The sequence below is a fragment of the Parachlamydia sp. AcF125 genome (genome assembly GCF_018342475.1).
Taxonomy (GTDB): Bacteria; Chlamydiota; Chlamydiia; order Chlamydiales; family Parachlamydiaceae; genus Parachlamydia.
The window spans coordinates 540205-565143 of sequence record NZ_JAEMUD010000001.1 but is presented as its reverse complement, the minus strand read 5'-3'; the positions used below and the strand labels follow the sequence as shown (position 1 = coordinate 565143).

Annotated in this window: 20 protein-coding genes and 1 pseudogene; 14 read left to right on the top strand and 7 right to left on the bottom strand. The window is 41.0% G+C overall.

All coding sequences use genetic code 11. The features are described 5' to 3' along the window. Window positions 1-157: 157 nt before the first annotated feature. Window positions 158-847 carry a response regulator gene (locus PARA125_RS02305; protein ID WP_213157100.1) on the top strand — a complete coding sequence of 230 codons (690 nt, stop codon included), beginning with the start codon at window positions 158-160 and terminating at the stop codon, window positions 845-847. Here the strand turns inward: PARA125_RS02305 and PARA125_RS02300 are convergent. Next, window positions 844-1446, bottom strand: coding sequence for an HAD-IB family hydrolase (locus tag PARA125_RS02300; RefSeq protein ID WP_213157099.1), 603 nt, complete (start codon window positions 1444-1446; stop codon window positions 844-846). The two genes, PARA125_RS02305 and PARA125_RS02300, sit on opposite strands and share 4 nt — an antisense overlap. Before the next feature lie 323 nt (window positions 1447-1769). Between PARA125_RS02300 and PARA125_RS02295 the strand changes: the two genes are divergently transcribed. From PARA125_RS02295 to uvrB, 6 genes are all read left to right on the top strand, one after another. After that, entirely contained in the window at window positions 1770-2261 is a 492-nt protein-coding gene (locus PARA125_RS02295) for a TspO/MBR family protein (protein ID WP_213157098.1), read from the top strand. A gap of 764 nt (window positions 2262-3025) precedes the next feature. After that, on the top strand, window positions 3026-3778 hold the full coding sequence (locus PARA125_RS02290; protein WP_213157097.1) for an ankyrin repeat domain-containing protein: 753 nt from the start codon (window positions 3026-3028) through the stop codon (window positions 3776-3778). Window positions 3779-4103: 325 nt separating this feature from the next. After that, window positions 4104-5315 carry an amino acid permease gene (locus PARA125_RS02285; protein WP_213157096.1) on the top strand — a complete coding sequence of 404 codons (1212 nt, stop codon included), beginning with the start codon at window positions 4104-4106 and terminating at the stop codon, window positions 5313-5315. Window positions 5316-5334: 19 nt separating this feature from the next. After that, window positions 5335-6552 (top strand): amino acid permease, encoded by a 1218-nt coding sequence (locus PARA125_RS02280; protein WP_213157095.1) that lies wholly within the window; start codon window positions 5335-5337, stop codon window positions 6550-6552. A gap of 14 nt (window positions 6553-6566) precedes the next feature. Then, window positions 6567-7637, top strand: coding sequence for a tryptophan--tRNA ligase (gene trpS / locus PARA125_RS02275; RefSeq protein ID WP_249274131.1), 1071 nt, complete (start codon window positions 6567-6569; stop codon window positions 7635-7637). After that, on the top strand, window positions 7634-9646 hold the full coding sequence (gene uvrB / locus PARA125_RS02270; RefSeq protein ID WP_213157093.1) for an excinuclease ABC subunit UvrB: 2013 nt from the start codon (window positions 7634-7636) through the stop codon (window positions 9644-9646). The genes trpS and uvrB overlap by 4 nt, the downstream gene beginning before the upstream one ends. 612 nt (window positions 9647-10258) lie before the next feature. On the opposite strand, the gene PARA125_RS02265 is transcribed toward uvrB, so the two are convergent. Both PARA125_RS02265 and PARA125_RS02260 read right to left on the bottom strand, forming a co-directional pair. Continuing rightward, window positions 10259-11719, bottom strand: a complete 1461-nt coding sequence (locus PARA125_RS02265) for an ArnT family glycosyltransferase (RefSeq protein WP_249274130.1) — start codon at window positions 11717-11719, stop codon at window positions 10259-10261. A gap of 428 nt (window positions 11720-12147) precedes the next feature. Next, on the bottom strand, window positions 12148-12555 hold the full coding sequence (locus PARA125_RS02260) for an F-box protein (protein WP_213157091.1): 408 nt from the start codon (window positions 12553-12555) through the stop codon (window positions 12148-12150). 439 nt (window positions 12556-12994) lie between these two features. On the opposite strand from PARA125_RS02260, the gene cyoA reads away from it, so the two are divergent. From cyoA to cyoE, 5 genes are read left to right on the top strand one after another with little or no spacing between them, the layout of a single operon-like run. Beyond that, a complete protein-coding gene (gene cyoA, locus PARA125_RS02255; protein ID WP_249274129.1) occupies window positions 12995-13810 on the top strand; it encodes a ubiquinol oxidase subunit II in 816 nt (271 codons plus the stop codon). A 6-nt stretch (window positions 13811-13816) separates the two neighbouring features. Next, window positions 13817-15787 carry a cytochrome o ubiquinol oxidase subunit I gene (gene cyoB / locus PARA125_RS02250; RefSeq protein WP_213157089.1) on the top strand — a complete coding sequence of 657 codons (1971 nt, stop codon included), beginning with the start codon at window positions 13817-13819 and terminating at the stop codon, window positions 15785-15787. After that, entirely contained in the window at window positions 15784-16380 is a 597-nt protein-coding gene (cyoC, locus tag PARA125_RS02245; RefSeq protein ID WP_213157088.1) for a cytochrome o ubiquinol oxidase subunit III, read from the top strand. Before cyoB ends, cyoC begins: the two co-directional genes overlap by 4 nt. After that, the gene (gene cyoD, locus PARA125_RS02240; RefSeq protein ID WP_213157087.1) at window positions 16380-16742 is read left to right on the top strand and encodes a cytochrome o ubiquinol oxidase subunit IV; all 363 of its coding nucleotides are present in this window, start codon (window positions 16380-16382) and stop codon (window positions 16740-16742) included. The genes cyoC and cyoD overlap by 1 nt, the downstream gene beginning before the upstream one ends. Continuing rightward, a complete protein-coding gene (gene cyoE / locus PARA125_RS02235) occupies window positions 16735-17583 on the top strand; it encodes a heme o synthase (protein ID WP_213157086.1) in 849 nt (282 codons plus the stop codon). The genes cyoD and cyoE overlap by 8 nt, the downstream gene beginning before the upstream one ends. A gap of 30 nt (window positions 17584-17613) precedes the next feature. Here the strand turns inward: cyoE and sdhB are convergent, their stop codons facing one another. From sdhB to PARA125_RS02220, 3 genes are read right to left on the bottom strand one after another with little or no spacing between them, the layout of a single operon-like run. Then, the gene (sdhB, locus tag PARA125_RS02230; protein ID WP_213157085.1) at window positions 17614-18390 is read right to left on the bottom strand and encodes a succinate dehydrogenase iron-sulfur subunit; all 777 of its coding nucleotides are present in this window, start codon (window positions 18388-18390) and stop codon (window positions 17614-17616) included. Between the two features lie 10 nt (window positions 18391-18400). Then, on the bottom strand, window positions 18401-20299 hold the full coding sequence (gene sdhA / locus PARA125_RS02225; protein WP_213157084.1) for a succinate dehydrogenase flavoprotein subunit: 1899 nt from the start codon (window positions 20297-20299) through the stop codon (window positions 18401-18403). Window positions 20300-20311: 12 nt separating this feature from the next. Further along, window positions 20312-21331, bottom strand: coding sequence for a succinate dehydrogenase/fumarate reductase transmembrane subunit (locus PARA125_RS02220; protein ID WP_213157083.1), 1020 nt, complete (start codon window positions 21329-21331; stop codon window positions 20312-20314). Window positions 21332-22590: 1259 nt separating this feature from the next. Here PARA125_RS02220 and PARA125_RS10130 point away from each other — a divergent pair. Together PARA125_RS10130 and PARA125_RS02210 are read left to right on the top strand one after the other, a co-directional pair. Then, on the top strand, window positions 22591-23490 hold the full coding sequence (locus PARA125_RS10130) for a DMT family transporter (protein ID WP_213157082.1): 900 nt from the start codon (window positions 22591-22593) through the stop codon (window positions 23488-23490). 388 nt (window positions 23491-23878) lie between these two features. Beyond that, window positions 23879-24355 (top strand): NUDIX domain-containing protein, encoded by a 477-nt coding sequence (locus PARA125_RS02210; RefSeq protein ID WP_283248316.1) that lies wholly within the window; start codon window positions 23879-23881, stop codon window positions 24353-24355. A gap of 52 nt (window positions 24356-24407) precedes the next feature. Here PARA125_RS02210 and PARA125_RS02205 read toward each other — a convergent pair. After that, window positions 24408-24914: pseudogene (locus PARA125_RS02205) on the bottom strand (IS982 family transposase); the annotation flags it as partial. Window positions 24915-24939 lie beyond the last annotated feature (25 nt).

The following is a 24939-nucleotide window of genomic DNA, read 5'->3' as shown; positions in this document are numbered from 1 at the left end:
ACGTTACCATATTATAAGATGTTTAGTCATCTTAATTTTCCATAGTAAGCCCGTTGTGTCATTTCGAGAAATCAGGTAATCATTTATAATAAAACGCTATATAAAGTGAAATTTGACATTCTTGCAAATAAAATTAAAGACTCAGGAGCAACTGATTATGCAAAAACCCACGCTTCTTCTGATTGAGGACGAAGATGACATTGCCGCTCTAATTCAATTACAAGCCGAAATCTCAGGATATAAAATGATTACAGAGATGGATGGTTTAAATGGATTTCGCGCCATAGAGCGTGAAAAGCCAGACTTGGTCATTTTAGATATTATGCTTCCAGGGATGAGCGGTTTAGATGTTTGCCGTAAAATAAAAACCTCTGCCGAGTTAAAATCTATTCCTGTGATCATGATTTCGGCAAAAAGTGAAGAGTTGGATGTGGTGCTAGGATTAGAACTAGGAGCTGACGATTATGTAGCTAAACCTTTTTCTCCTAAAGTCTTGTTCTCAAGAGTGCGTGCCGTTTTGCGCCGTGGTAAAGAAACCGAAAAGCCTCCAAGAATTCTAACTTATGGTTCTTTTACCATGGAAGTTGATCGCTATACGATTCGGAATAAAGATAAGCCAATCGCCTTAACCCTTTCTGAGTTTGGCATTCTTCGTCGCCTATTAATGAATCGGGGAAAAGTTCTTACTCGCAATCAGCTTCTGGATGATGTACAGAATGACGATGCCTTTATCGTCGATCGGAATATCGATGTGCACATTGCCGCGCTCCGTAAAAAATTAGGCCCCAATTTTGATGGCATTGAGACAGTACGAGGTGTTGGCTATCGATTTAGAGATGAAGATTAAAGAGCGCGATAAAAGGGATAATCTGCAAGTTCCAATAACTCTTGGTCGCCTCGGCTATCTCCATAAGCATAAAGGACATAGCTTTCCTTAAGGCCTAATAATTGCTCTAACCGTTGAGTTTTTTCTGGGCCCCAGCAATTTTTACCTTTTAGCTTTCCTGTAATCTGCCCTTCCTTTGATAGCTCAAAACCTGAAGCAAGAATGTCAGAAAAGCCATGCGCATATGCCCAAGGGCGTAGGTAAATCTCTAAATTGGCACTCACCAAAATACAACGATGGCCTTGGTCAAGATGCCACCGAATTTTTTTAAAAGCCCCTGGTCGAATTTTGCTATCCAATATTTGAGTGGCAAAAGCTTCTCCCCATTCGGTAAGCCTCTCGATAGAATAACCTTTGAAAAATTTAGACACAATGGCCTCTTTTATGGCCTGTCTCGTCACAAAGCCTAAGACAAACCCCAGAAATTTAGGAAGAAGCAAAAAGAGCTTTTGAAGAGTACCAAAATATTTATGGGTAAAAAATAAAAAAGGTAGGAGAGAGTCTCGATAAGTCAGGGTCCCATCAAAATCGAATGCCGCTATAATAGGTTTATTCTGCATTTTTTTTACTTTTGATTCATTCTGCTTCTCTCATTTATAGGGTCTTTTAGCATTTTTTTTAAAGCCCTCTTCGACTGCCCCTCCCATCCTCTCATGGTTTGAAACTTTCCTTATAGCTGAATGGTTGGCTTGTGAATAGAGGGACTGCATTCCCTTGCCTGCTATTCTGCCTGCGCAAAATAAATTCCATTAAGAAGGAGCTAGGTTGATCACTATTTAAAGTTACCTAGGGAGAAAAGCGTAGGTTAATAAAGCCCTTTTGGCAAATCCAGAAATACGCTAAGATCCGAGTGAAAAAATCTGGGAAAGGAGAATAATGATACATGAATAAAACTCATCCCTACTCCATAGGCGTGCTTGCGCTATTTATCTTGCTTTGCCTTTTCGTTGAAGTCGTTGGAGGATGGTTTACCCAAGTAGGTGTGAATACTTGGTATCCGACATTGCTTAAGCCTTCTTGGACACCACCCACATGGGTTTTTGGGCCCATTTGGACAACTTTATATCTTTTAATGGCTATTTCTGTTTGGCTAATATGGAATCGGGAGCAGCTATCCGGTTATCATTTCCAACCTTACTTTCTTTTTTTCTCACAACTTGCCCTAAATTTAGCTTGGTCATGCCTATTTTTTTACCTCAAAAGTCCGGGTTGGGCGCTTGTCGATATTCTTTTATTGGAGATCGTCTTAAGCTGGACAATGGGCTCTTTTTGGCAAATTTCGCGATTAGCTGCTTCTTTACTTGCTCCCTATTGGCTATGGACGGCTTATGCCGCTTCCATCAATGCAGGTATTTGGTGGTTAAATCATTCCTAATTCGAGCTTTGATTTTCCCTTCTTAAACACTCAGGACTCAAACTCCAAAGCTCAAATTAATAGCTCTTATTCTTAGGTGCGCCCGCCTTTGGAGAAGGCGTCAAATCGAATTTATGGTTAGGGACTTTTGCTCTCTGGATTCAGCACTTTTGCCATCAATGAAATGCCTTGCACCTAATTGCGTCTCCCCATATTCTCTTTTTCCAAATTTATCCTTTATTACAATTTTAAAAATTCATAAGCCCTAGCCTACAAAAATTATAGCTAAAGGGAGCCGACCTTTAAAGGGGCCATCTTGTTAAGTATCCTGTTCTGATTGCCTGGTTTTCAACAGGACCACTTGCGGTGAGATAGTTTCAAGCAAACACTTAATCAGTAACTTAATTGCTGTTCGGCAAAGGGTAGAATCGCTTGCTGATGAAAAGTCCCTCTATTACCATAAAGACTGATGATCAAGCTTAAAAAAATTAAAGGAGCGGCTGCCATCCTTGCTTGCAGATAGGAAAATTTACTCGGAAGCCTTTATAAAAAGCCCCATTTTAGGCCCCTAAACGCAAGAGCATTTAATAAAAATGAAAAACCAAACGACTAGAATCCTAAAAACAACATTACCCCTTTAATGATTTTTTAGTTAAAATCCTTCCTTCACCTCCTTCTTTTTCGCTCTTGTAATGCTCTCTTCTAATCCCTCTCTATTTGCTTTGATACTATTTTTAAACTCTTTATAACAATCCCTAGCACCTTTATCATTTTGTTGGAGGAATATGACTTCAATTAAAAAAGCTTTTGAAAACCAGAATCTCAATGAAATGAATATTTTTCTGGATATGCTTGAAGTAAAAATTGGCTTTTTAGGTTCGCGCAAATGGTTTTGTAAGGGTTATCAAGGCTCGATTAGTTTAAATTATCTTTTCGCAAAGGCGGTTGAGAAAACAAAAAATGCAGAAGCTGCCGCTGACATCTCCCGTACTTTAACGAGAATAGAAAGACTTGATCAAATAGCCACGCTTAAACTCAAGCAAACAAAACTAGCGAAATTTTTTCATTTTATTCCCCATTTTTTGGGGAAATTTTTTTTTAATAGGTCTAAGGCTAAACGGTTGCTTAAAGCAAGGATAAACGCCCCTTCTCTTCATAACCGCAATACCCTGGGCGAAACACTTTTACACGAAGCGATCCGCGATTCTAGAAATCATCATGATGTAGGTTTTATAAAGTTTCTTATAAGCCAAGGAGTTCGTCCTTTTTATCCCGTCATAGCAAGTGAAGAAGATCCTATTACCTTAGCCCTTTCTTTAAATCTATTAGAAATAGCTGAATTTCTTTTTAAAAATGCACTCTCTAAAAAGCAAATCTCAGCGGATCAAACCCAAGCCTTGCTTTTAAACGCTGTCCGCCTGCAAAACGCGACTGCAGTAAAGCTCTTTCTTGACCACGGCGCCAAAAAAAATAAAGAAACTATCAAACTAGCTAAAAAAATGGGCAATAAAGAAATTCTCGCCTTAATGCAATGCTAAATGGGCTATTAGGCAAGCTTTTTCCGTACAGCCAATTTCATAGGAAAGAAAGAGATTTTGAAAAAGGCCTATTGCAGAAAATAGCTTATATGGCTAAAATTCCTGTAAATTTGATTTCAAGGCATAATAAAATGCACATCAATTATTTTCACACTGGCTGGGTTTTTCCCTTTTATGGCCATTTCCGTTTTTGGCGGGTTTACTAATAGGTCTCCCCTTTTCCTTTTAAATTACCTTTATTATTTCTAAGGCCTGTCAACCATTACAATCTCTTCCGTTTTTTGCATACGATGATTGATAGCCCGGTTTTAACACATGAGGATTCATGAATACTTCGCCTTCACAATTAACAGGAAGTTCTGTAGGAGGAATTTTACTTGTAGCAGGCTGCTGTATTGGCGCTGGAATGTTGGGATTGCCCATTCTCTCTGCTCTGGGAGGCTTTAGGCCTTCTATTTTTTTATTTACTTTGAGCTGGTTATTTATGAGTTTTACTGCTCTCCTCCTGCTAGAAGTTAATTTGTGGTTTAAAGAGGAAGTTAGCATTGTGAGCATGGCAGAAAGAACGTTAGGCCCTGTAGGCAAAATTGTGGCCTGGAGCCTCTTTTTATTTTTATTCTACTCTTTAATAGTAGCCTATATTTCAGGAAGCGGGCAGCTTATTTCCGATTTTTTACAACAGACGCTGTCTATTGGCGTGCCTTCTTGGTTGGGAAGTTTAGTTTTAATCTCAATTTTCGCTAGCTTTATCTGCATCGGCATGCATGTTGTCGATCTATTTAATCGCCTTTTAATGGGAGGTTTGATTTTTACCTATATTCTCTTAGTGGTATTAGGGGGAATGCATGTTAATCCCGACTTACTAACGCGCCAGAATTGGCTTGTTGCCCCTTTTGCCTTTCCTCTGATGGTCATTTCTTTTGGTTTTCACAACCTTATCCCCAGTCTAACTTCCTATGTAAACCGAAATGCTAAGGAAATGAAAAAAATTATTTTGATTGGAAGTTTTCTTCCCTTACTTGTCTACGTTGTGTGGGAATGGGTCATTTTAGGGTTAATTCCTATGGGAGAAAATGAAACTTTCCGAACTGTTTTAGATTCGGGTGAAATGGCCACCACAGCTTTGCAAAGAGCCATTGGGCACTCTTGGGTAGTTGACATTGCTCATTACTTTGCATTTTTTGCTATCGTCACCTCGTGTCTCGGAGTAGCGATGAGTTTTGTTGACTTTCTTAGCGATGCCCTAAATATTAAAAAATCTTTTTCAGGGAAAATTTTTCTCTCCTTTGTGGTGCTTTTTCCTCCCTGGATTTTCGCTTGCTTATTTCCTCATATTTTCCTCTTAGCGCTTAATTATGCAGGGGGCTTTGGGGCTGTTATCTTGTTTGGAATTCTGCCTGCAGCCATGGTGTGGGCGGGGCGTTATATTTACCCTATCGCTCAATCGAGTGATTTCAGAGCTGCTGGGGGGAAAAGTGCTTTGGTTTTTGTCATGATCGGCTCTTTGACTATTATCTTTTTGCAAATTGTAGGATAACTTAAAGGAATGGAATTGAATGAATACTAAACTGATCGGAGGAATCCTTCTCGTCTCAGGCACCACCATTGGAGCCGCCATGCTTGCCTTGCCAGTAGCAACAGGCCAAGCTGGATTTATTCCTTCTTTCCTCCTTTTGGCTATTTGCTGGATATACATGACCTACACAGCGTTTTTAATTTTAGAAGCGAACTTGTGGATGGAACCCGATACAAACCTCATCACCATGGCCCGCCATACTTTAGGCTCATGGGGAGCAGGATTAAGCTGGATCACCTATCTCTTTTTACTTTACTCTTTGACAACTGCCTATATTGCTGTTTGCATCCCTATCTTTGTCGATATTGGCCAATCTTGTTTCAAACTGACCATCTCCCATTGGATAGGAGCGCTACCCTTAATTCTGGTTTTAGGATATTTCGTTTACCGTGGAACAGAATCTGTCGACTATTTAAATCGCCTACTCATGACAGGATTGATCATGGCTTATCTAGCGATGACCTTTCTTCTCGCTCCTCACATTCAACCTACAAAATTTCTCCATATCGAGTGGTCTTACTTGCTCTTAGCCACTTCGATTATAGTAACTTCCTTCGGATTTCACATTATCATCCCCACCTTGACCACTTACTTTAAACGAGACGTCCCTCAAATTAAAAAAGCCATCTTAATGGGAAGCATTATCCCTTTTATCATTTATGGCCTTTGGGAAATGCTGGCACTTGGCATCATTCCTCTCCACGGCGAACATGGAATCGTGGCTGGCTACTTGCATGGCATTGATGGAACTCGCCTATTGGCAAGCACTCTTCACCAATCTTCTATTACTGTAATTGCCCGTTTTTTCTCTTTTTTTGCCATCATCACTTCTTTTTTAGGCGTTTCTTTAAGTTTATCTGATTTCTTATCTGACGGATTAAAGATTAAAAAAAATCAAGCTGGCAAACTATTGCTTTATCTCCTCACTTTTTTGCCTCCTCTATTGTTTACTTTTATTTGTCCCCGAGCATTTCTAACGGCTTTAGAGTATGCGGGTGCTTATGGAGTGATGATGTTACTGGGATTGCTTCCCCCTTTAATCGTATGGAGTGGGAGGTATAAAAAAAAGTATCAATCCCCTTTCACAGCTCCCGGCGGAAAATGCTCATTAGTGCTGACAATCGTGTTTGCCCTAATTTTCATCGGCCTGGAAATCGCCAATAGCGCAGGATGGCTAAACCCCTTTATTACTTCTTAGGATTAGGAACGACCATGTACGAAAATCAACCAAAGAAAAGAATTCTCACAGGAGATCGCCCCACCGGTTTGCTTCACCTCGGCCATTACGTAGGCTCTTTAAAGAATCGGGTGGAACTGCAAGAAAAATATGATTGCTATTTTATTATTGCAGACTTGCATGTCCTGACAACCAAACCAGAAAAAGAATCTATCTTAAAGCTAAGAGAAAACATCGCTCAAATGGTTATCGACTATTTGGCTTGTGGAATAGATCCTCAAAAATCGGTCATTTACCTGCAATCTGCCATCCCCGCTGTCTACCAAATGAATTTAATTTTCCAGATGTTAATTTCTCTAAATAGGTTAACCGGCTTGCCTAGCTTGAAAGAAATGGCTCGCAATGCTCACATGTCTACCGAAAGCATTCCTTATGGACTCATCGGATATCCTGTATTACAATCAGCTGACATTTTAATGCCAAAAGCTCATCTAGTCCCTGTGGGAAAAGACAACGAGGCTCACATTGAGTTGACGCGAGATATTGCGCGTCGATTTAACCTGTACTACGGCGATTTTTTCCCCCTGCCCGATTGCTTGCTTAGCGATGTCCCTACTTTAATCGGTACGGATGGGCAAGGAAAGATGAGTAAATCTGCCAATAATGCAATCTTCTTGGCAGACGATGCTAAGACCGTCGAAAAAAAGGTTAAAGGGATGTACACCGATCCAAATCGGATCCGCGCAGATATGCCTGGAACAGTAGAAGGAAATCCCGTCTTTGCCTACCATGACACTTTCAATCCCGATAAAGCTGAAGTGGAAGATCTAAAATCTCGGTATCGGGAAGGCAAAGTAGGCGATGTAGAGGTCAAAGAAAAACTCATACGCGCGTTAAATCATTTCCTTGACCCAATTCGGGAAAAAAGAAAATATTATGAGCAAGAAAAAGGGCTCGTCGAGCAAGTCATCTATGAAGGCACTCAAAAAATGATCGAAATCTCCAATGAAACCGTCAAAGAGATGCTGAGCTTAATGGGCTTAAGTGGAACGTGGAAAAAAATTGCTAAAGCTGCCAAAGAAAAAATGGGAAAACAATCAAAGTGAACGGAAAATTTCAATTAGAATCCATTTTCCCTCCAGCTGGAGACCAACCTCAGGCAATTGAAAAAATTGCCCAGGGAATTGCTGAGGGAAAAAAAGCTCAAGTTCTTTTAGGGATTACAGGCTCAGGTAAAACCTATACTATGGCCAACGTTATCGCTCAAGTGCAGCGTCCGACGTTGGTGATTGCCCATAATAAAACCCTAGCAGCCCAACTTTATCAAGAATTTAAAGCCTTTTTCCCCCACAATGCTGTTGAATACTTTGTTTCTTACTACGATTACTACCAACCCGAAGCTTATATCGCGCGTACCGATACCTATATTGAAAAAGATATGGCTATCAATGACCGCATAGATAAAATGCGACTCAGCGCCACCCGCTCTTTGCTCGAACGCAACGATGTCTTAATTGTGGCGTCTGTCTCTTGTATTTACGGCTTAGGTACGCCTGAGTACTACCGCGATATGAATTTAACCCTTACCACGGGCCAAAATTGTCGGCGGGACGATATTCTTCTCCACCTTGTAGAGATGCAATATACGCGCAATGATTATGACTTTTCTCGTTCCACCTTCCGAGTGAGAGGAGATGTACTTGAAATCTTCCCAGCTTATGAAGAAGATTTATCCATTCGCGTGGAGTTTTTTGGAGACGATATTGAGAGAATTAGCGAAATCGATCCTTTAACAGGCAAAGTTAGACAAAGAATCCAACAAATTACCATTTATCCAAGTTCTCACCACGTCACCCCTGAAGAAGTGCGTTGGCAAGCTTTAGAGACAATCAAAGCAGAGCTAGCCGAGCGGATGGAATCTTTTGAAAAAAATAATCTCCTCATCGAACGGCAAAGAATTCAGCAACGTACGCAGCATGATATGGAGATGATTCGTGAAATCGGCTTTTGCAAAGGGATTGAGAACTATTCGCGCCATTTTAGTCGGCGTCAACCTGGAGATCCTCCCCCCTGCCTCATCGATTACTTCCCCTCTGATTTTTTACTGATTATCGATGAGTCGCACCAAACTATTCCCCAAATGCGCGCGATGTATAACGGCGACCGTGCTCGCAAAGCTTCGTTGGTAGATTTTGGTTTCCGCCTACCTTCTGCTTATGACAATCGCCCTTTAAAATTTGAAGAAAGCTATGCCCACTTTCATCAAGTCGTCTATGTTTCTGCTACTCCTGCAGAATGGGAAGTTACAGAAGCACAAGGTGAGATTGTCGAGCAAGTCATTCGCCCAACTGGCCTTCTCGATCCCCATATTGAGGTTAGACCTGCTGATGGGCAAGTCGACGATAGCTTAGCAGAAATAAGGACCCACGTCGAGAAAGGAGGCAGGGTCCTTGTCACCACTTTAACCAAACGACTTGCAGAAGAGCTAACCACTTATCTGACAGAACTCGATGTGAAAGCAAAATACCTGCACTCCGATATCGATACCCTGGAACGAGCTCAAATTATTCAAGATCTTCGTTCAGGTACATTTGATGTGTTAGTCGGTATCAACCTACTTCGGGAAGGATTAGATATCCCTGAAGTTTCTTTAGTTGCTATTCTAGACGCTGATAAAGAGGGTTTTTTGCGCAGTGAAACCTCCCTCATCCAAACTTGTGGCCGGGCAGCCCGCAATGCGGAAGGGCGAGTGATTATGTATGCCAATAAAATCACAAAGGCGATTCGGCATACATTAGAAATTACCGAAGCAAGGCGCGCCTTGCAGCAGGCACACAACCTAAAACATGGCATTACTCCTAAAACGGTTAAGCGAGAGATTGCGCCTTTAGTTGAGCCCGACCTCCTGCATGAAGAGCAGGAAGAAGTAAAAAAACCTCCTTTAAAGGTGGCAGAAGAACAGCATGAGTACCTCACACTTGAGGAGATCCGCTTGAAAATTCGTGAAAATGAAAGCTTGATGAAAAAAGCGGCTAAAGAGATGCAATTCGAAGATGCTGCTCACTTCCGCGATCTTATGAAACATTATCAACAACTTGAGATAGGATTATCTTAATGTTTCGCAAAACGGACATATCTCTGCAAACTAACAGCCAATACAGTGTTCTCGATCACTTTATGTTTCAAATGCACATTGCCTTAACGAGATAGGGGATACGTTGTAGGTTTTTAAAAAGACTTGCTGATAGTCCTAAGGTTGTTCATAAAGAATTATCAGAGAGGAGTCTGACTGGAATAAATGCTTACAAGGCGCTCCAAAGAACGGGCTTCTTCATCCCCTGAGTCTTTTGTGAAAGACATCTGCCTTATGAAACGTTCCAAAATTTTACTAAATAGCACCTCCTTTATGAAAAATGAGGGGCATGAGCGTATTTTTTCAAAGATGGGCTAGGGGGCTTTAGTTATTACAGCCGAAAATAGCTCTATTTAAAACAGCTTTTTTAAAGATAATGAAAGCATTGTCTTCATCGCATGGCTGCGGGGATGAAGCCAACGAGAAGGTCAATTAAGACCTTTCTCATGAACAGGAACGGCGGCGCATTTTAGAAAAGGGGCGCGAGATCCCCCTTAACCATTACAGGTGAAACCATAGCGCTAAAAAACTCCTCTCTCATTTCTCAGCCTAAACCTATTAATAGAGGAGGCACCCATCATAGCCCCTTCTCCCTCACCATCCAGCTCCCTCATCAGGCTGTTTGCCCAGAAAAAAAGTGCATTTGAATAATAATAATCGTTTTACAGGTTGGTTGTAGGCCTCAAAAATAGGAAAGGAACCCAAGTAATCCACTTGTTTAAAATAGGGCGATAGCTTTTCGAGATAGGCCTTCTCCTCCCCTTCATGAAAGGGAATATTTTCCACATGAGCAAAAAAGCCTGTTTTTCCCATTTGCTCTTGAGCCATATCCGGCCAAAAAGAAAATTGATTTTTACGGATGCCGTCTAAATTAAAAAAATAAGCGCGCTTTTGCCCTGTATTATAAAAGCTTAATAAGCTGCTCATTTGATACCGGTCTCCAAACAAGAAATGTTTTTCTGCTCGATATCCCTCTTGATCCAGCTTGGCTTGCATTTCCTTCCAGCCCACATTGTGACGAAACGGATTCATCCGATAGGGAATCTGAAAGGGAATAGCGATATTGCGCGATTGCATAAACGGAATACTGAGTCCCATTCCTCCCACAACCAAGGATAAGGTCAAAGAGGCAACCAAAGCCTTTTTCCCCCATGTCACTTTTTCATTTAAATACCAACTCAGATAAATGATGAATGTGGGGTAAATGAAAATACACCAATTCCCTTGCATTTTTTTAAAAAGAGCATATACACAAAACCCTGCCAGAGTGATAAAACAGAAAAAAGCACAAAAGAAAAGAGAGGGCCTTAAAGACTGCCTAAAGCAATAGGCTAAAGCGCATAAAGCTAAAAAAAAGAGCAAGGGAGAAATTAATACGGCCTGCGCTCCTATAAAATCTAAAGCATTTCCTTGAAATAAAACCCGGCTTTCGGCCCCCTGAACCGTTGAAAATACGTGGTGAAAGGTTGCCCATCGGTGAGAAACATTCCATACCACACTGGGAAATAGGCCAAATAAGGAGACAAGAAGACCTCCTAATATATTCCGGCTTCTCAAGCATGGGAAAAAAAGCCACCCTACTAGAATCCAGCTCCATAAGAGATAGATTGGCCATTTGAATAACGCCCCCAGAAAAATAAAAACCCCTATTAGCAAATAAGAAGGCGTAGTATGACGCTCGATGGCATTCGCAATCCCAATGCAGGCAGCTGTCCAAAAAATGAGCATGCCAGCATCCGTAATTGCCAGCAGCGATCCCATCACGCCTAACGGAGAAAATGCCATGATGAGAGCTGCCCAAAAAGCAGTTTGAGGTAACAAAGAGCAGGCCCTAGCTAAGCCATATATTAGCAAGGGCTGAATGATCCCGAAGAGAATAGAAGCAAAGCGCACGCCAAGCTCAGTGTTTCCAAAAAGCTGCGTTCCCCCCCCTATTTGCCAAGCTATTCCTGGCGGTTTGCTATAATACCCCCAATCAAGGGCTTGGCTCCATGTCCAATACTGCGCTTCATCAGGCCCTAAACCTATCTCACGTGAAGTAATCATCCAAAACATGCAGGCTGCCTTAAGCAGCAAAAGAGAAATTAATAAAATATTTGTTTTTTTTTCACTCAATTGGTAATGTCCGCCTAAAAGTCTTGCTCAGGGAATAAAAAATTATACGATACCTTTATTTAAATCAAAAGTTTCAAAATATTGAGTAAAGACAAGAAAGACAAACAAAAGAGATTTCGAAAGAGATCTAATAAAGCTTTAGTCCAAAAATTGAGGTTCATATGTATTTAAAGCTATTGCATTTGGCGGGAAAATAAACGCACGGGAAAGAAGGGGCTCCTAAGAAGCTATTTTAATAACGCTATCTCATGGGCCCTTATTCAGGAGAAAACAAAGGCTCTAAAATTCTCTAAAAGTTTACCTCGATTTTCTGTCTCAGCGCCTCCTTCATTCCTTAGAGACAAGGCTCGATTTCTTAGAATGATACCTTATTGAGATAGGTTTTTAGCAATATCCGAAGATTTGCTAAGATTTGCTAACCATCTTCTCGCTTTTTCCAATTCTACCTCCCCTCGATGACGCATGCTGAAAAGCTTTTTAAAACATCTCCCGCCTTTGACGTCGGCGCGAGGATAACGATTTTGATAGAGCCTCGCCCAAAGCTGGCCATCAAGACTTAGGCGCTGCCAGTTTCTGCAAACCTTTTCCGTTGTAGCAAGATCTTGTACCGTCAAGAAAGAAAAAATGTGCAATGTTAGCTCTTCTGGCAGCTGCTCCATCCCAGAAGGCTGGCTCATGCAAGGGATAAAAAAAGACCAAAGAGACGACAACTGGATACGCCCCATAATTAGTCCGATATTAAAGTTAATAGATGTTAATGCCAGCTTAATTCGCATAAAATTTAAGCTCAACCTTTTATAATTTATTTAATTGATAGACAATAGAAGGTCTAAATTCGCAGGAAGAAAAAAGGCCTCTCTAGCAATTAAAGGGGCCGTTTGTTGAGATGAGCAATGATTAGCTCCTCAATTCAAACATTCGCCTGCCGGAAAATTTGGTTTCTTATTGTCCCCTTTTTGCCTAATATGTCCCCCCTTTACCTCATTTTGTAAGGCAATAGTAAAAAATAAATCATCCTTCAACCATGCTCTTAAAGCAGTTTCCCAAGAATTTTTTTAGGTTTTCTTTAAAATTTAGTTTGACTTTTCCTTAAAAAAACCTATAGTCAAATTTTCTAAAAAATAATCTAAGGATTTATCAAAAATGACTCCCAAGAAAAGATTCGTTCAATTCTTGCTATTCTTTTCAAGCCTTATCTTGTTGCTATTCTTGGTCATGCAACCCCTTACCATTTGGCAATTTCGAGACAAGATCGCGATTCTATTTCCAAAAGGGATGATTGCCTTAGAAGAGCGCAATCTTCTCTTAATCATTCAAGCCATCATGCTGCTGGTGATCATTCCTGTATACATTTTAACGTTCGTTTTCTCATGGAGATATCGCGCTGATAATCGCCACGCCAAATACGACCCTGACTTAGACGACAATCGTTTAGCGGAATACTTATGGTGGGGGATTCCCTTTGTTTTTACATGTATTATTGCTGTTTTGACATGGGTTAAAACCTATGAGCTTGACCCTTTAAAGCCGATTGAATCGGATAAAAAGCCAATCACCGTCCAAGTGGTGGCCTTGCAATGGAAATGGCTATTTATTTATCCAGAGGAGAAAATTGCCAGTTTAAACTTTTTGCAAATTCCAGCAGGGGTTCCCATTCATTTTGAAATTACGGCAGACGCTCCGATGAACTCCTTTTGGATCCCTCAGCTAGGGGGCCAAATATATGCCATGCCTCAAATGAAAACGCAATTGCATTTAATCGCAAGTGAGAAAGGCGATTTTAGAGGTTGTTCTGCAAATATCAGCGGCGAAGGCTTTGCAGGGATGCACTTCATTACCCGAGCTTCATCGGAAGAAGAGTACCATCAATGGGTGGAATCCGCAAAACAATCCTCTCGGGTTTTAAATACAGAGGAATATCACAAGTTAGCGCTTCCCAGCAGCTATGTCCCACCGCAAATATATCGATTAAAAGATGGCAGCTTGTTTGAGCAGGTTCTCATGAAATACATGCATCCGCAGGGAGGATAATTCAAAATGTTTGGTAAATTAACTTGGGAGGCTTTCCAGCACGAGGCAAGCCAAAGTTTTGCTGTTTACGGCATGATTTTGACAGGTATCGGAATTATAGCCGCCATCACCTATACCAAAAGGTGGAAGTGGCTTTGGGAGGAGTGGCTAACATCTGTCGATCCCAAAAAGATTGGCATGATGTACATCATAGTGGCCTTAATTATGTTCTTTAAAGGATTCGCAGATGCGCTGATGATGCGTTTGCACCAAGCCCTTTCGGTGGGAGGCTCCCCTGGCATTATCTCCCCCGGACACTTTCAAGAAGTTTTTTCCGCACATGGCACCACCATGATCTTCTTCGTCGGTATGGGGATCGTCGTCGGAATTCTCAATCTTGTCATCCCCTTGCAAATTGGAGCAAGAGACGTGGCCTTTCCTTTTCTGAATTCACTCAGCTTCTGGCTTTTTGCTTCAGGTGCCATGATGACGCTTGTTTCTTTAGCAATTGGACAATTTTCAGCTGCGGGCTGGCTTGCATATCCTCCCCTTGCTGAGATTCAATATAGCCCTGGGGTTGGCATTGATTACTGGATCTGGCTTGTCCAGATATCGGGAATAGGAACTTCCCTGTCTGGGATCAACTTTTTAGTCACCATTTTAACGATGCGCTGCCCAGGCATGACCCTGATGAGAATGCCTATCTTTACCTGGAGCGCTTTATGTGCATCTGTTCTGATCGTCTTTGCCTTCCCTATTCTGACCGCAACGCTTGCCATGCTGACATTAGACCGTTATCTTGGCATGCACTTTTTCACCACAGACCACGGGGGGAATCCCATGATGTACATCAATCTTATTTGGGCATGGGGACATCCGGAAGTCTATATTTTAATCTTACCTGCGTTTGGAATCTTTTCGGAAGTTGTCCCTACTTTTTCAGAAAAACGGCTGTTTGGCTATGCCTCCATGGTATGGGCCCTGATTATCATTGCTTTTCTTTCTTTCATCGTATGGCTTCACCACTTTTTTACGATGGGGGCTAGCCCAAAAGTCAATGCTTTTTTTGCCGTGATGACGATGTTAGTGGCAATCCCAACCGGCGTAAAAATTTTCAATTGGCTATTTACTAAATTCAGAGGGCGCGTTCATTTTACTTCCTCTATGCTATGGTTTTTTGCTTTTGTGCTCAACTTCAGCATCGGTGGAATGACGGGCATCCTTCTTTCTTCTCCGCCTGTTGACTTTCAAGTCCACAATAGTCTATTTCTAGTCGCTCACTTTCATGGAATGGTGATCGGAGGAGTGCTATTTGGATTTTTTGCCGGTTTTACTTATTGGTTTCCCAAGTTCACAGGTTTTTTTCTAAGTGAAACCTTAAATCGCTATGCCTTTTGGTGCTGGTTCATAGGATTTTTACTCGCTTTTATGCCGTTATATATGCTTGGTTTTATGGGAGCCACAAGGCGTTTGGATCACTATGAAGCTGCTACAGGCTGGCAATCCCACTTTATTCTCGTAGCCCTGGGCGCCTTGGTGATTCTTTGCGGTGTCAGTATTCAAATTTATGGCTTATTCAAGAGCATTGTTGAACGAAAACAGAATCGAGATAAAACGGGAGACCCTTGGAACGGCAGAACGCTGGAATGGTCCGTCTCTTCTCCTCCTCCCATTTATAACTTTGCAACTATCCCCAGTGTCAACCAACGTGATCCATTATGGGCCATTAAGCGAGGAGAAGCCCCTCTGCCGAGAAAACGTTACGAAGATATTTATTTGCCTAAAAATACGCCTATGGGGCTTTATATAGGGGTCCTCAGCCTATTTTTTGGGTTTGCCATGACTTGGCATATGACCTGGCTCGCAATCGTAAGTTTGATAGGAATTGTCGCTTGCGTCATCATACGCCTTTCAAGTGCACAAGATGAGCATGTACTCATTACAGCTGCGCAAGTTGAACAAATGGAAGCTGCCCATTTAAGGGAGGTGAATGCATGATTAAGTCCCTCTTTCACTCTTCAGGACATGAGTATGAAACATATTCCAGAACTGTTTTAGGGTTTTGGATATATTTGATGACCGACTGCGTCTTATTTATCTCTCTTTTTACCACTTATGCAGTTCTTCACAATAGTACATTTGGTGGCCCTTCGGGACGAGAGCTGTTTAGCCTCTCTACTGCCTTTGGCGAAACCTTAATTTTACTAGTGAGTAGCGTGACTTGCGGTTTTGCTATGCTTTCCTCATTAAAGAATAAGAAAAACGCTGTCATAGGATGGCTAGCCATTACCTTTTTATTAGGTGCTGCATTCATCGGGCTGGAATTAGAGGAGTTTGCAACTTTAATTCAGGAAGGAAATAGCTGGCAAAAAAGCGCATTTCTTTCTTCTTTCTTTACCCTCGTGGGAACCCATGGACTACACGTTTCCATCGGTCTGCTATGGATGTCGGTCGTCATATTTCAGCTCTATTTTTACGATATCACTCCCACAACGTTTCGAAGGCTTGTCATTTTTAGTATGTACTGGCATTTTCTAGATTTAGTGTGGATTTTTATCTTTACATTTGTCTATTTAATAGGAGTCATTTAATGCATCGTGAACGCAGTTTGCAAGATATTCAAAAAGAATGGCATGGGACCCTAAAATCTTATGTGATCGGGTTTATTGGATCTATCTTACTCACCCTTCTCTCTTTTTCTATCGTAAGTGCCAGACTACTCTCTGGTCGCGCACTTGTTTATACGATTGTGGGATTAGCTCTTATCCAAGCGATTGTGCAATTGCGTTACTTTTTGCATCTTAGACAGGAAGCCAAGCCCAAGTGGGAGACAATCGTTTTTTATTTTATGCTTTTAGTATTACTCATTATTGCGCTCGGATCTGTGTGGATTATGCAAGATTTAAATGACCGCGTGATGTCCGATATGGCCATGGAAATGACTCATGATTAATTACTACTTATTGACTAAACCAAACATTGTTTTAGGCAATCTCATCACACTTGCCGCGGGATTTTTGCTAGCGTCTAAAGGAAAAATGGATGTTTGGCTATTTTTTGCCACGCTTTTTGGTCTCTCCCTAATTATGGCATCTGCCTGTGTTTTTAATAATTACATTGATCGGCAGATTGATCAAAGAATGGAGAGAACAAAAAATCGAGCTCTTGTAATAGGCCTTATTTCAGCCCGTGACGCCCTCCTCTTTGCCGTTTTTTTAGGAATCCTCGGCACAACAACCCTTTATTTTTTCACTAATCTACTCACCGTTTATGTGGCAACATTTGGTTTTTTCGTATATGTCATTCTCTATAGCCTGTGGAAATGCCATACCGTTTATGGAACAGCCATAGGGAGCCTCGCCGGAGCAGTTCCTCCTGTTGCCGGCTATTGTGCGGTTAGCAATCAAATTGATGTAGGAGCGGCAATTCTTTTCACCTTATTGGTGCTATGGCAAATGCCCCATTTTTTTGCCATTGCGCTCTACCGCTTGGAGGACTATGCTGCAGCTGGAATCCCGGTTCTTCCAGTTGTAAAAGGCATTTCTAGAACAAAAATTCATATGTTCATCTATGTGATCGGCTTTGTTATGGCCGCGCTGATGCTTACTTTTTTCAACTACACGGGCTATGTGTATTTTGCTGTCACAACCTTAGTAGGGCTTGTTTGGATTAGGCTAAGCTTACAAGGATTTAAAACTCAAGAAGATCGGTTATGGGGAAAAAATATGTATCGATGTTCTTTATGGATGATTATCTCCCTCTGTGTGGTTATTCCCTTCGATATTGTTTCTTAACCAGTTTAAAAATATATTTCTCCCGAGCTTTCATTGATAGTCTTCTGTGTCTGGAAAACTAAATACATCTCTTAAAGCTTGCATCGTCACTTGTCTGCCGATAGCCGCAATAGAATCGGTTAAAGGAACTCCTTTAGGGCATACCCTTACGCAATTTTGGGCATTTCCACAATCCGAAATGCCCCCTTCTTCCATCAGGGGGCGCAGCCGTTTTTGCCGTTGATATTTCCCCACAGGATGCGCATTAAATAAGCGTACCTGGGCCATAATGTGGGGACCTACAAATTTTGAGTTTTCATTCATTTGTGGACAAGCCTCCGCACAACATCCACATGTCATGCAGGTGGACAAGGAATACATCACTTCTTGCGTTCGTGGATCAATTTTTTTTCCAGGCCCATGATGGTAGGTGTTATCCACCTCAATCCATGCATGCACTTTTTTTAGATTATCGAACATCACCCCCCGATCTACAATTAAATCCCTCACTAAAGGAAACTTGGTGAAAGGAGCCAAAGTAATTGTCCGGTTTCCGGTTTCTTCCACAATCGTTTGAATTAACGCTGTGCAAGCTTGCCTGGGAAAGCCGTTAATCAACATGGAACAAGAGCCACAAACCTCCTCTAGGCACCCTTGTTCCCACACAACCGGCTCGACCTTTTTTCCTTGGCGATTAACGGGATTGCATTGAATTTCCATTAAGGCAGAAATGACATTGGCACGCGGAACTAATTTTAATTCAAATTCTTCCCAGTATTGCTTACCTGGATGGCCTCGATAAATTTTTAGGATATAAGTGTTTTCCATATCACCTCAATTAGATAGGCAGCTTGATGTCATGGGGAACATTTTTTAAGGAGGGCTTGACTTTCTTCGCCTGGGTATAATCGCGCAGAATGGGATCCAAGTGGCGCACATCGACAGGCTCATAAGAGATCACGGGTTCGTCTTGCTGCGAATCAAAAGTTGCAATTGTGGTTTTAAGCCAATGCTCATCATTCCGTTCGGGAAATTCTGGTTTGTAATGAGAACCTCGGAATTCATCGCGCAGTAGCGCCCCTTTTGTTATAATCAATGCCACGTCTAGCATCGCTTCAAATTGGTTGGCAAAAGCGTAGGTTTGGTTAGCAAACTGTGTTTTGTCAGCGAGGGAGATTTTTTTATAACGATCCTGCAATTCTTTAATTTTATCCATCGTTTTTCTCAGATCGGCGTTGTTTCTTTTAACAGTCACATGATCCACCATCCATTTGGATAATTCTAAATGTAAGTGGTGAATATTTTCAGGACCCTCTCTTGATAAAAGGTCCTCCTTTCGCTCCTTCTCTCTCTGAAGAGAATTTTCATAAACCTGAGAAGGGATGTCTTCCCAACTTGCCTGTAGAGAATGAAGGTAGTTGGGCACTTCTACCCCTGCCACTAAGCCTCCAAATATGCATGAAAGCAAAGAATTTGCGCCTAAACGATTCGCTCCATGATATTGGTAATCCGATTCCCCCACGTTAAAGCAACCCGGAATGTTAGTCATTTGTCTAAAACGGGAATGCCGATCGGGATCATTCACCGCGGGCCAATCTACCCACCCTCCTCCCATAGAATAATGGACAGCAGGAAAGATACGCATAGGAACCTTGCGGGGATCTTCACCGGTAAACTTTTTATAAATTTCTAAAATAGATTCTAGTTTATGTTTTCTTTCTTCTGGAAGGTGCGACACATCTAAGTACACTTGCATTTGGCCGTCAATCCCTAGGCCCATTTCACACACACGTAAAACTTCTCGTGCCCCAATATCTCGCGGCACGAGATTTCCAAAAGCGGGATACATTTCTTCAAGGAAATACCAAGGCTCACCTGTTTTCCCACAGGAAATCGTGCGCCCATCCGGAGTGACAATCGATTTGGAAGAATCCCCATACACCCAAATACGTCCTCCCTCGCCGCGAGCCGATTCAGACATTAAACGCAGCTTATCTTCTCCTGGAATAGCAGTGGGATGCACTTGAATAAATTCCCCATTTGCATATTTCATCCCTTGTCGATACAACCTCCCATTTGCAGCTCCCGTGCAAAAGGTAGAATTGGTCGATTTTTTAAAGATTAACCCAGGCCCTCCCGTGGCAATCACCACAGCATCCGCTTTTAATGTTTCGAGTTTTAAATTGAATAAATTCATCATCACGATCCCACGCGTCGCCCCTGTTTCATCCAGTACCAGGCGCATGAACTCGTGATTTTCAAATTTTTCAACCACTCCCTTCATTTCAAATCTGCGCACTTGTTCATCAAGAGAATAGAGCAATTGCTGTCCTGTGGAAGCTCCACAGAACGCCGTGCGATGGTAAAGCGTGCCGCCAAAACGCCTAAAATCGAGGTTGCCTTCAGGAGTACGGTTAAATGTGCAACCTAGGCGATCCATCAGGTAAATAATTTGAGGGGCGCAAAGACACATTTCTAAAATAGGAGGCTGATTCGCAAGAAAGTCTCCCCCTTTGATGGTATCGTAAGCATGAATAAAGGGAGAATCTTCTTCGCCAACTAAATTAATCGCCGCATTAATTCCTCCCTGGGCACAGACAGAATGAGATCTTCTCACTTTGGTAACAGAAACAATCTTGACCTGGCAACCATTCTCAGCGAGCTTCATAGCGGCCGCTAAGCCTGCCAAACCGCCCCCTACTACGATGACATTCTTGTGGGATTTTTTTTGCGCCATAAGCCGTTCCCTTTAATTCTTCAAATTGATCCAATAGGTTCCCCAAATCGCGGCCATTCCCCAAAAGGCGGTCATAACCATCAAAGCTGTAGCCAAGTATCTCATATACCTTTGGGAAAGAGCCGTTAAGGTCACTCCCCAAGTTATCATGAAAGTCCAAAGACCATTAAATCCATGATAACACGCCGCTAACACAAAAAGGGTATAGAGCACAATCATGGTAGGCATTTTGAACGTTTCTCGCACCATCAGTAGCTCAGCTACCCCAAAGCTCGGCGTTACAGCCATGACTTCATTGCCTTTTAGCGGTTTTTTCTTTAAGGTTTTTAGCCACTCTCTTTCTTGTTTTTTTTGTTGCTCGCGAATAAGCACTTGAGGGTTTTCCTCTTTTTCTGCCCCTTCTTTTTCAATCCTTTTTGGAATTGAAGCCGCAAAAGTTCCCTCAGAATCTTCTAAAAGCTTATTTTGAGTCCTACTAAGAAAGGCCTTTTCTTCTATTTTGATTTGCTCTTGGTTATATAATTTGGCATCTAGCCTAGCAGCCAATGTGTAAAGTCCTTTATCTGCATTTAGGCGCACCAAGTAGTGCTTTTGAATCCCCAAACGGGTCTCTAGGGGAGCCTCGATAAAGCGCATATGAATAATATGCGCGAGAAGACCAAAAAGTAAGATCCAAGAGGTGATACGTTGCCAGGAATAAGCATGATTGCGAGAATATTGGGGTAAAGAAGGTTTTGACCCATCAGTTTCAAAGGAATTTATGGCTCTGGTTTTCAAATATTTGATTCCCCACACCAGATGCACAAAAATAGGAACCCCCAGCAGAAATAACTCAATAAGGGGGAGATAGGGGAAATTTTTAATGGCATTTACGGCATGTACAAAACCATAGCCATCCTCTCCAATAAAAAGAGCAGCTTGCGAATTGACTAGTAAATGCTCAATCAAGAAAAGAGAAAGCCATGCGCCTGTAAGAGAATGCAATCTTCTCCAAATAAACGCCTGAGGGGGTGTTTGAGCAGGCCATGTCATTGCAATTTATATCCTTTGGGAAAGAGGGAAATTATTCCTATAAAAGCCTAGTTATTCTTCTCAAAAAGATTTTTGTCAATAAATTCTGCTAAACTCAGTAAACATGCTCCAAAAAAGCACTATGGATAGAAAACAAGCTATTTAAAATTTTTTTTTAAAATAAAATTTTCCAAAAGACAAGCACAATTAAAAACTTTTTTGGATTGGCAACAGCCATTTGTAGGTCAGTCGTGGATTGTGGCCACCTCTCCCTAAAATAACATTACTTTTTTAAGTCTTTTTTAATTACTGGGGCCGATACAAACATGGCAGCCGTTCCTTGGAGGATCTTAACAAGACCTGCTTCTTCCTATGTGGCGTCTCCATCAAATTAAAGAAGAGGGATGCATACGAAGCTTAGGTTGCAAATAGCCCTACCTGCAGGCGTATTGCCAATAAGTCTCTTGATTCATCTGTGGGTAGTATGTCCATCTGCAATCCTATAATTGTGCGGTAATATGAGCATTCCTACGACAAGTCGCACCGGGTTCTTTGTTTGTTCCGCCTTCTTTTCCCACATTTCTGAAAGCTCCCCTTTAAAAGCTTTTTCAACCGATTTAGGTTTGATAAAGTGTAGAGGAGAAGGATTCGAACAGACTTTCGGAGATTAAACGAGACGCAAACAATTGGAACTGCTAAATGCCTATACTTGTGGTTTTCATGGCTAACATTGCAAAAAATTGAAGGGCTGAATTCATCCTTTTTGCAAACTTTATAGCTATTTTTTACCAAAAGCACGCTTAAGAGGTTTCTCCAGGCGGATAAAAAGCAATACTTAAAAGGCATTGCTGGCAACTCGGGCCATTTTTTTAAACTCAAATCTTTAATTAAATCAAAAAAATTGCCCATAAAAAAATACGTCTATATAAGGTAAGGGGAAAGTAACTCTTTTAGACCTAAACAAGCTGGCTTTAAGTTTTCGAAATTGCTTTTCCAGAGCAAACTCGAGAGCCAAAACTATGAAAGAATAGATTGTAGTAGTTTACTGCCTTTATGACAGCTTTATTCATCTTCAAAGAAAAGAGTGGTAATTGGCATAATGGGAAAATAAGAACTTCAGAAGTGAGGATGAGTTATAGAGTTTTCATGAAATTCTCATAGAAAATTCAGCTTTAACTCGAAACTTTTTATGTGAGCACGGATATATACTTATAATACTTAGCCGCTCGCCTAAATTCATAGAATAGGTCCTTGCTGGTAACCTCTTAATAACTTTTCTCATGAAAGCTAATAATTACTCTAAAAGTGTATGGCTGGGTTTTGTTTCAACCGCTTTAGGGTCTATAAATGGAGTGACTTTTAAGAAACTTTTCGAAGAAATGCCTTTCCAAGAAATTGCAGTAGTGGAAGGTTTATTTTTATGCTTTTACTTTGGGATACAAAAGGCCTATAAACTAAACGGCTATTGCCCTAAACAGCTTTTATACCTCTTTCTAGGAAGCTGCCTTAGCGGTTTAGGAAATTTGCTTTTTTTTCTCTCTTTGGCCTACTTTTCTCCATTAGAATTTTCGTTCCTAGGACGCAATCAGGCAACCATTTCCGTGATATTAAGTAGGCTATTGCTAAACGAGCAGCACTCTTCAACAATTTGGTTAGCCATTTGTTTGGCTTTGGGAGGAAGCTACTTTTTCTCTTTTGTTTCGCTCGGAAATCAATTAAATAGTGGAATTTTATTTGTTTTACTGTACTGCTTTGTCTGGGCATTAAGAGGATTGCTTATAAAGAAAAGCCCCCCATTACCTATAAAGTCACTCATGTTTTGGGGAGCATTTTTTAGCTTGTGGATGGTAGCCTTTGATATTTTATGGATTCACAACATTGAAATTTCATGGACTAGAGTATTTACAAGTAAAAACTTTCTTATAATTGTTTTTACTACTTTTTTTGCCCAGGGAATTGGCGCCTACTTATATTATAAGGCACTTTATCAAGGAGGGCTTTCTTTAATAAGTTCAATTAGATCCACTTCTCCATTTTTTGTAGCTTGCTTATCCACATTCTTTTTCGACTATAGATGGACAGGGCCTCGTATAATAGGTTTATTTTGCTGCGCGGCTTCAATCATTCTTTTTATAAAAGAGATGAATTCTCCTAAACTTCACCAGATGCAAAATCAATAGGGTGTAAACACAAGTATTAGCAAAATTTCCTCAAAAGTAGGCTGTTTATCTAATTGATTGGGAAAGTTCAGCTCTTACTGATTTAACTAGAGAGGTGTACCTTTTTCTTCCTTCAATCTTATTGTCACATGCAGAATAAGAAAATTATATTTTTAATCCTACAGCAATGAAAGTGAGCTATTTAGTGCTAAAGCCTAGCTTTTTAAGTTTAGGGTCCATCTTAGTAGCTTGCTTTGGGCAATTGAGCAAAAAGCTAAAAATTTTTCTAAGCTTCCAAGGGAAAGGGAACTGGTTGGCGAAATTTAGGAAGAAAGGCTAAATAAGGTTGAATATATCCAAAAAAGCATTCCTTACATTAAAAAGTCCAAACATTAAGTCTAAGCTGCCAATGAGTTTGTTTTTTAGAAAAAAACCAGTTGATTTCAACAGCAAATTACAAGTGGTAACCTGCTTTTTGGAATGTGAGGGAAAAATTTTGCTTTTACAAAGGGCAAATGAATGTAAAAGTCCTGGCAAATGGGCTATTCCTGGAGGAAAGGTCAAAAAAGGAGAGACTTTAATTGAGGCCCTTGAAAGAGAATTACAAGAAGAGCTTTTAATAGCAGTAAGACGAGATAAGATTGACCACCTTATAAAAGTTTATGTGCGCCATTCTCTTGGTGACTACCAATTATTTCTTTATCCCTGGAAATTACCAACCTTTCTTCCTATAACCTTAAATATCCGGGAACATCAAGCTTATGTTTGGCAAGCCAAAGAACATATAGAGGAGTTACCTCTCCTTGAAGGGCAATTAGAGGCTTATAAACTTGTCTATGAAACCCACCACCACTTCATCATGGCGCTTTTGCCCTCTCTTGAATAAACTCACACCCTCAAACCTAAGAAGAATTTATAGTAACCTGAGTTTGGGGTTTTTAAGAGACAATTAGCAAAGAATTATGCTTATCATTCAAACTCAACGAAGGCTTTTTCGGTTGATGGCAATAGGCAGCAATCCCACCAAGCATATTGACTAGAAAATTTCCTATACTTCTGTGGTGAGTATGCTCGATTTGGGAGATGTTTTTTTAATTCATCATTTACCGTTTCAATTAAGGATCTCTTTTTTAGCAAAATTTTATTTTTTAAGGAGATTAACTTTTGTTTCATATTAGATCTAAGGTTGGTAAATAGCTTTAGGCCACGTTTTAAAAGCCTTTCTCCGATCTCCTTAGAGAGGTAAGCTCTGTCCCCAAATAGCTTTCCCAAATTATCTTTGAAGAGGGTTTCAAGCATAGAAACATCCGAAATGTTTACTGGAGTAATTTGAAAGGCTAAAATTTCGCCTTTATCATTTATCCTTAAGTGAAGTTTGAAGACGTAAAACCAGCCGGAGGTTGTTTTGCCTTGCTTGCAAGCCCTTTAAAAGCTTTATTCGGCGAAGGGAATTGCAGACATAATGTAAAC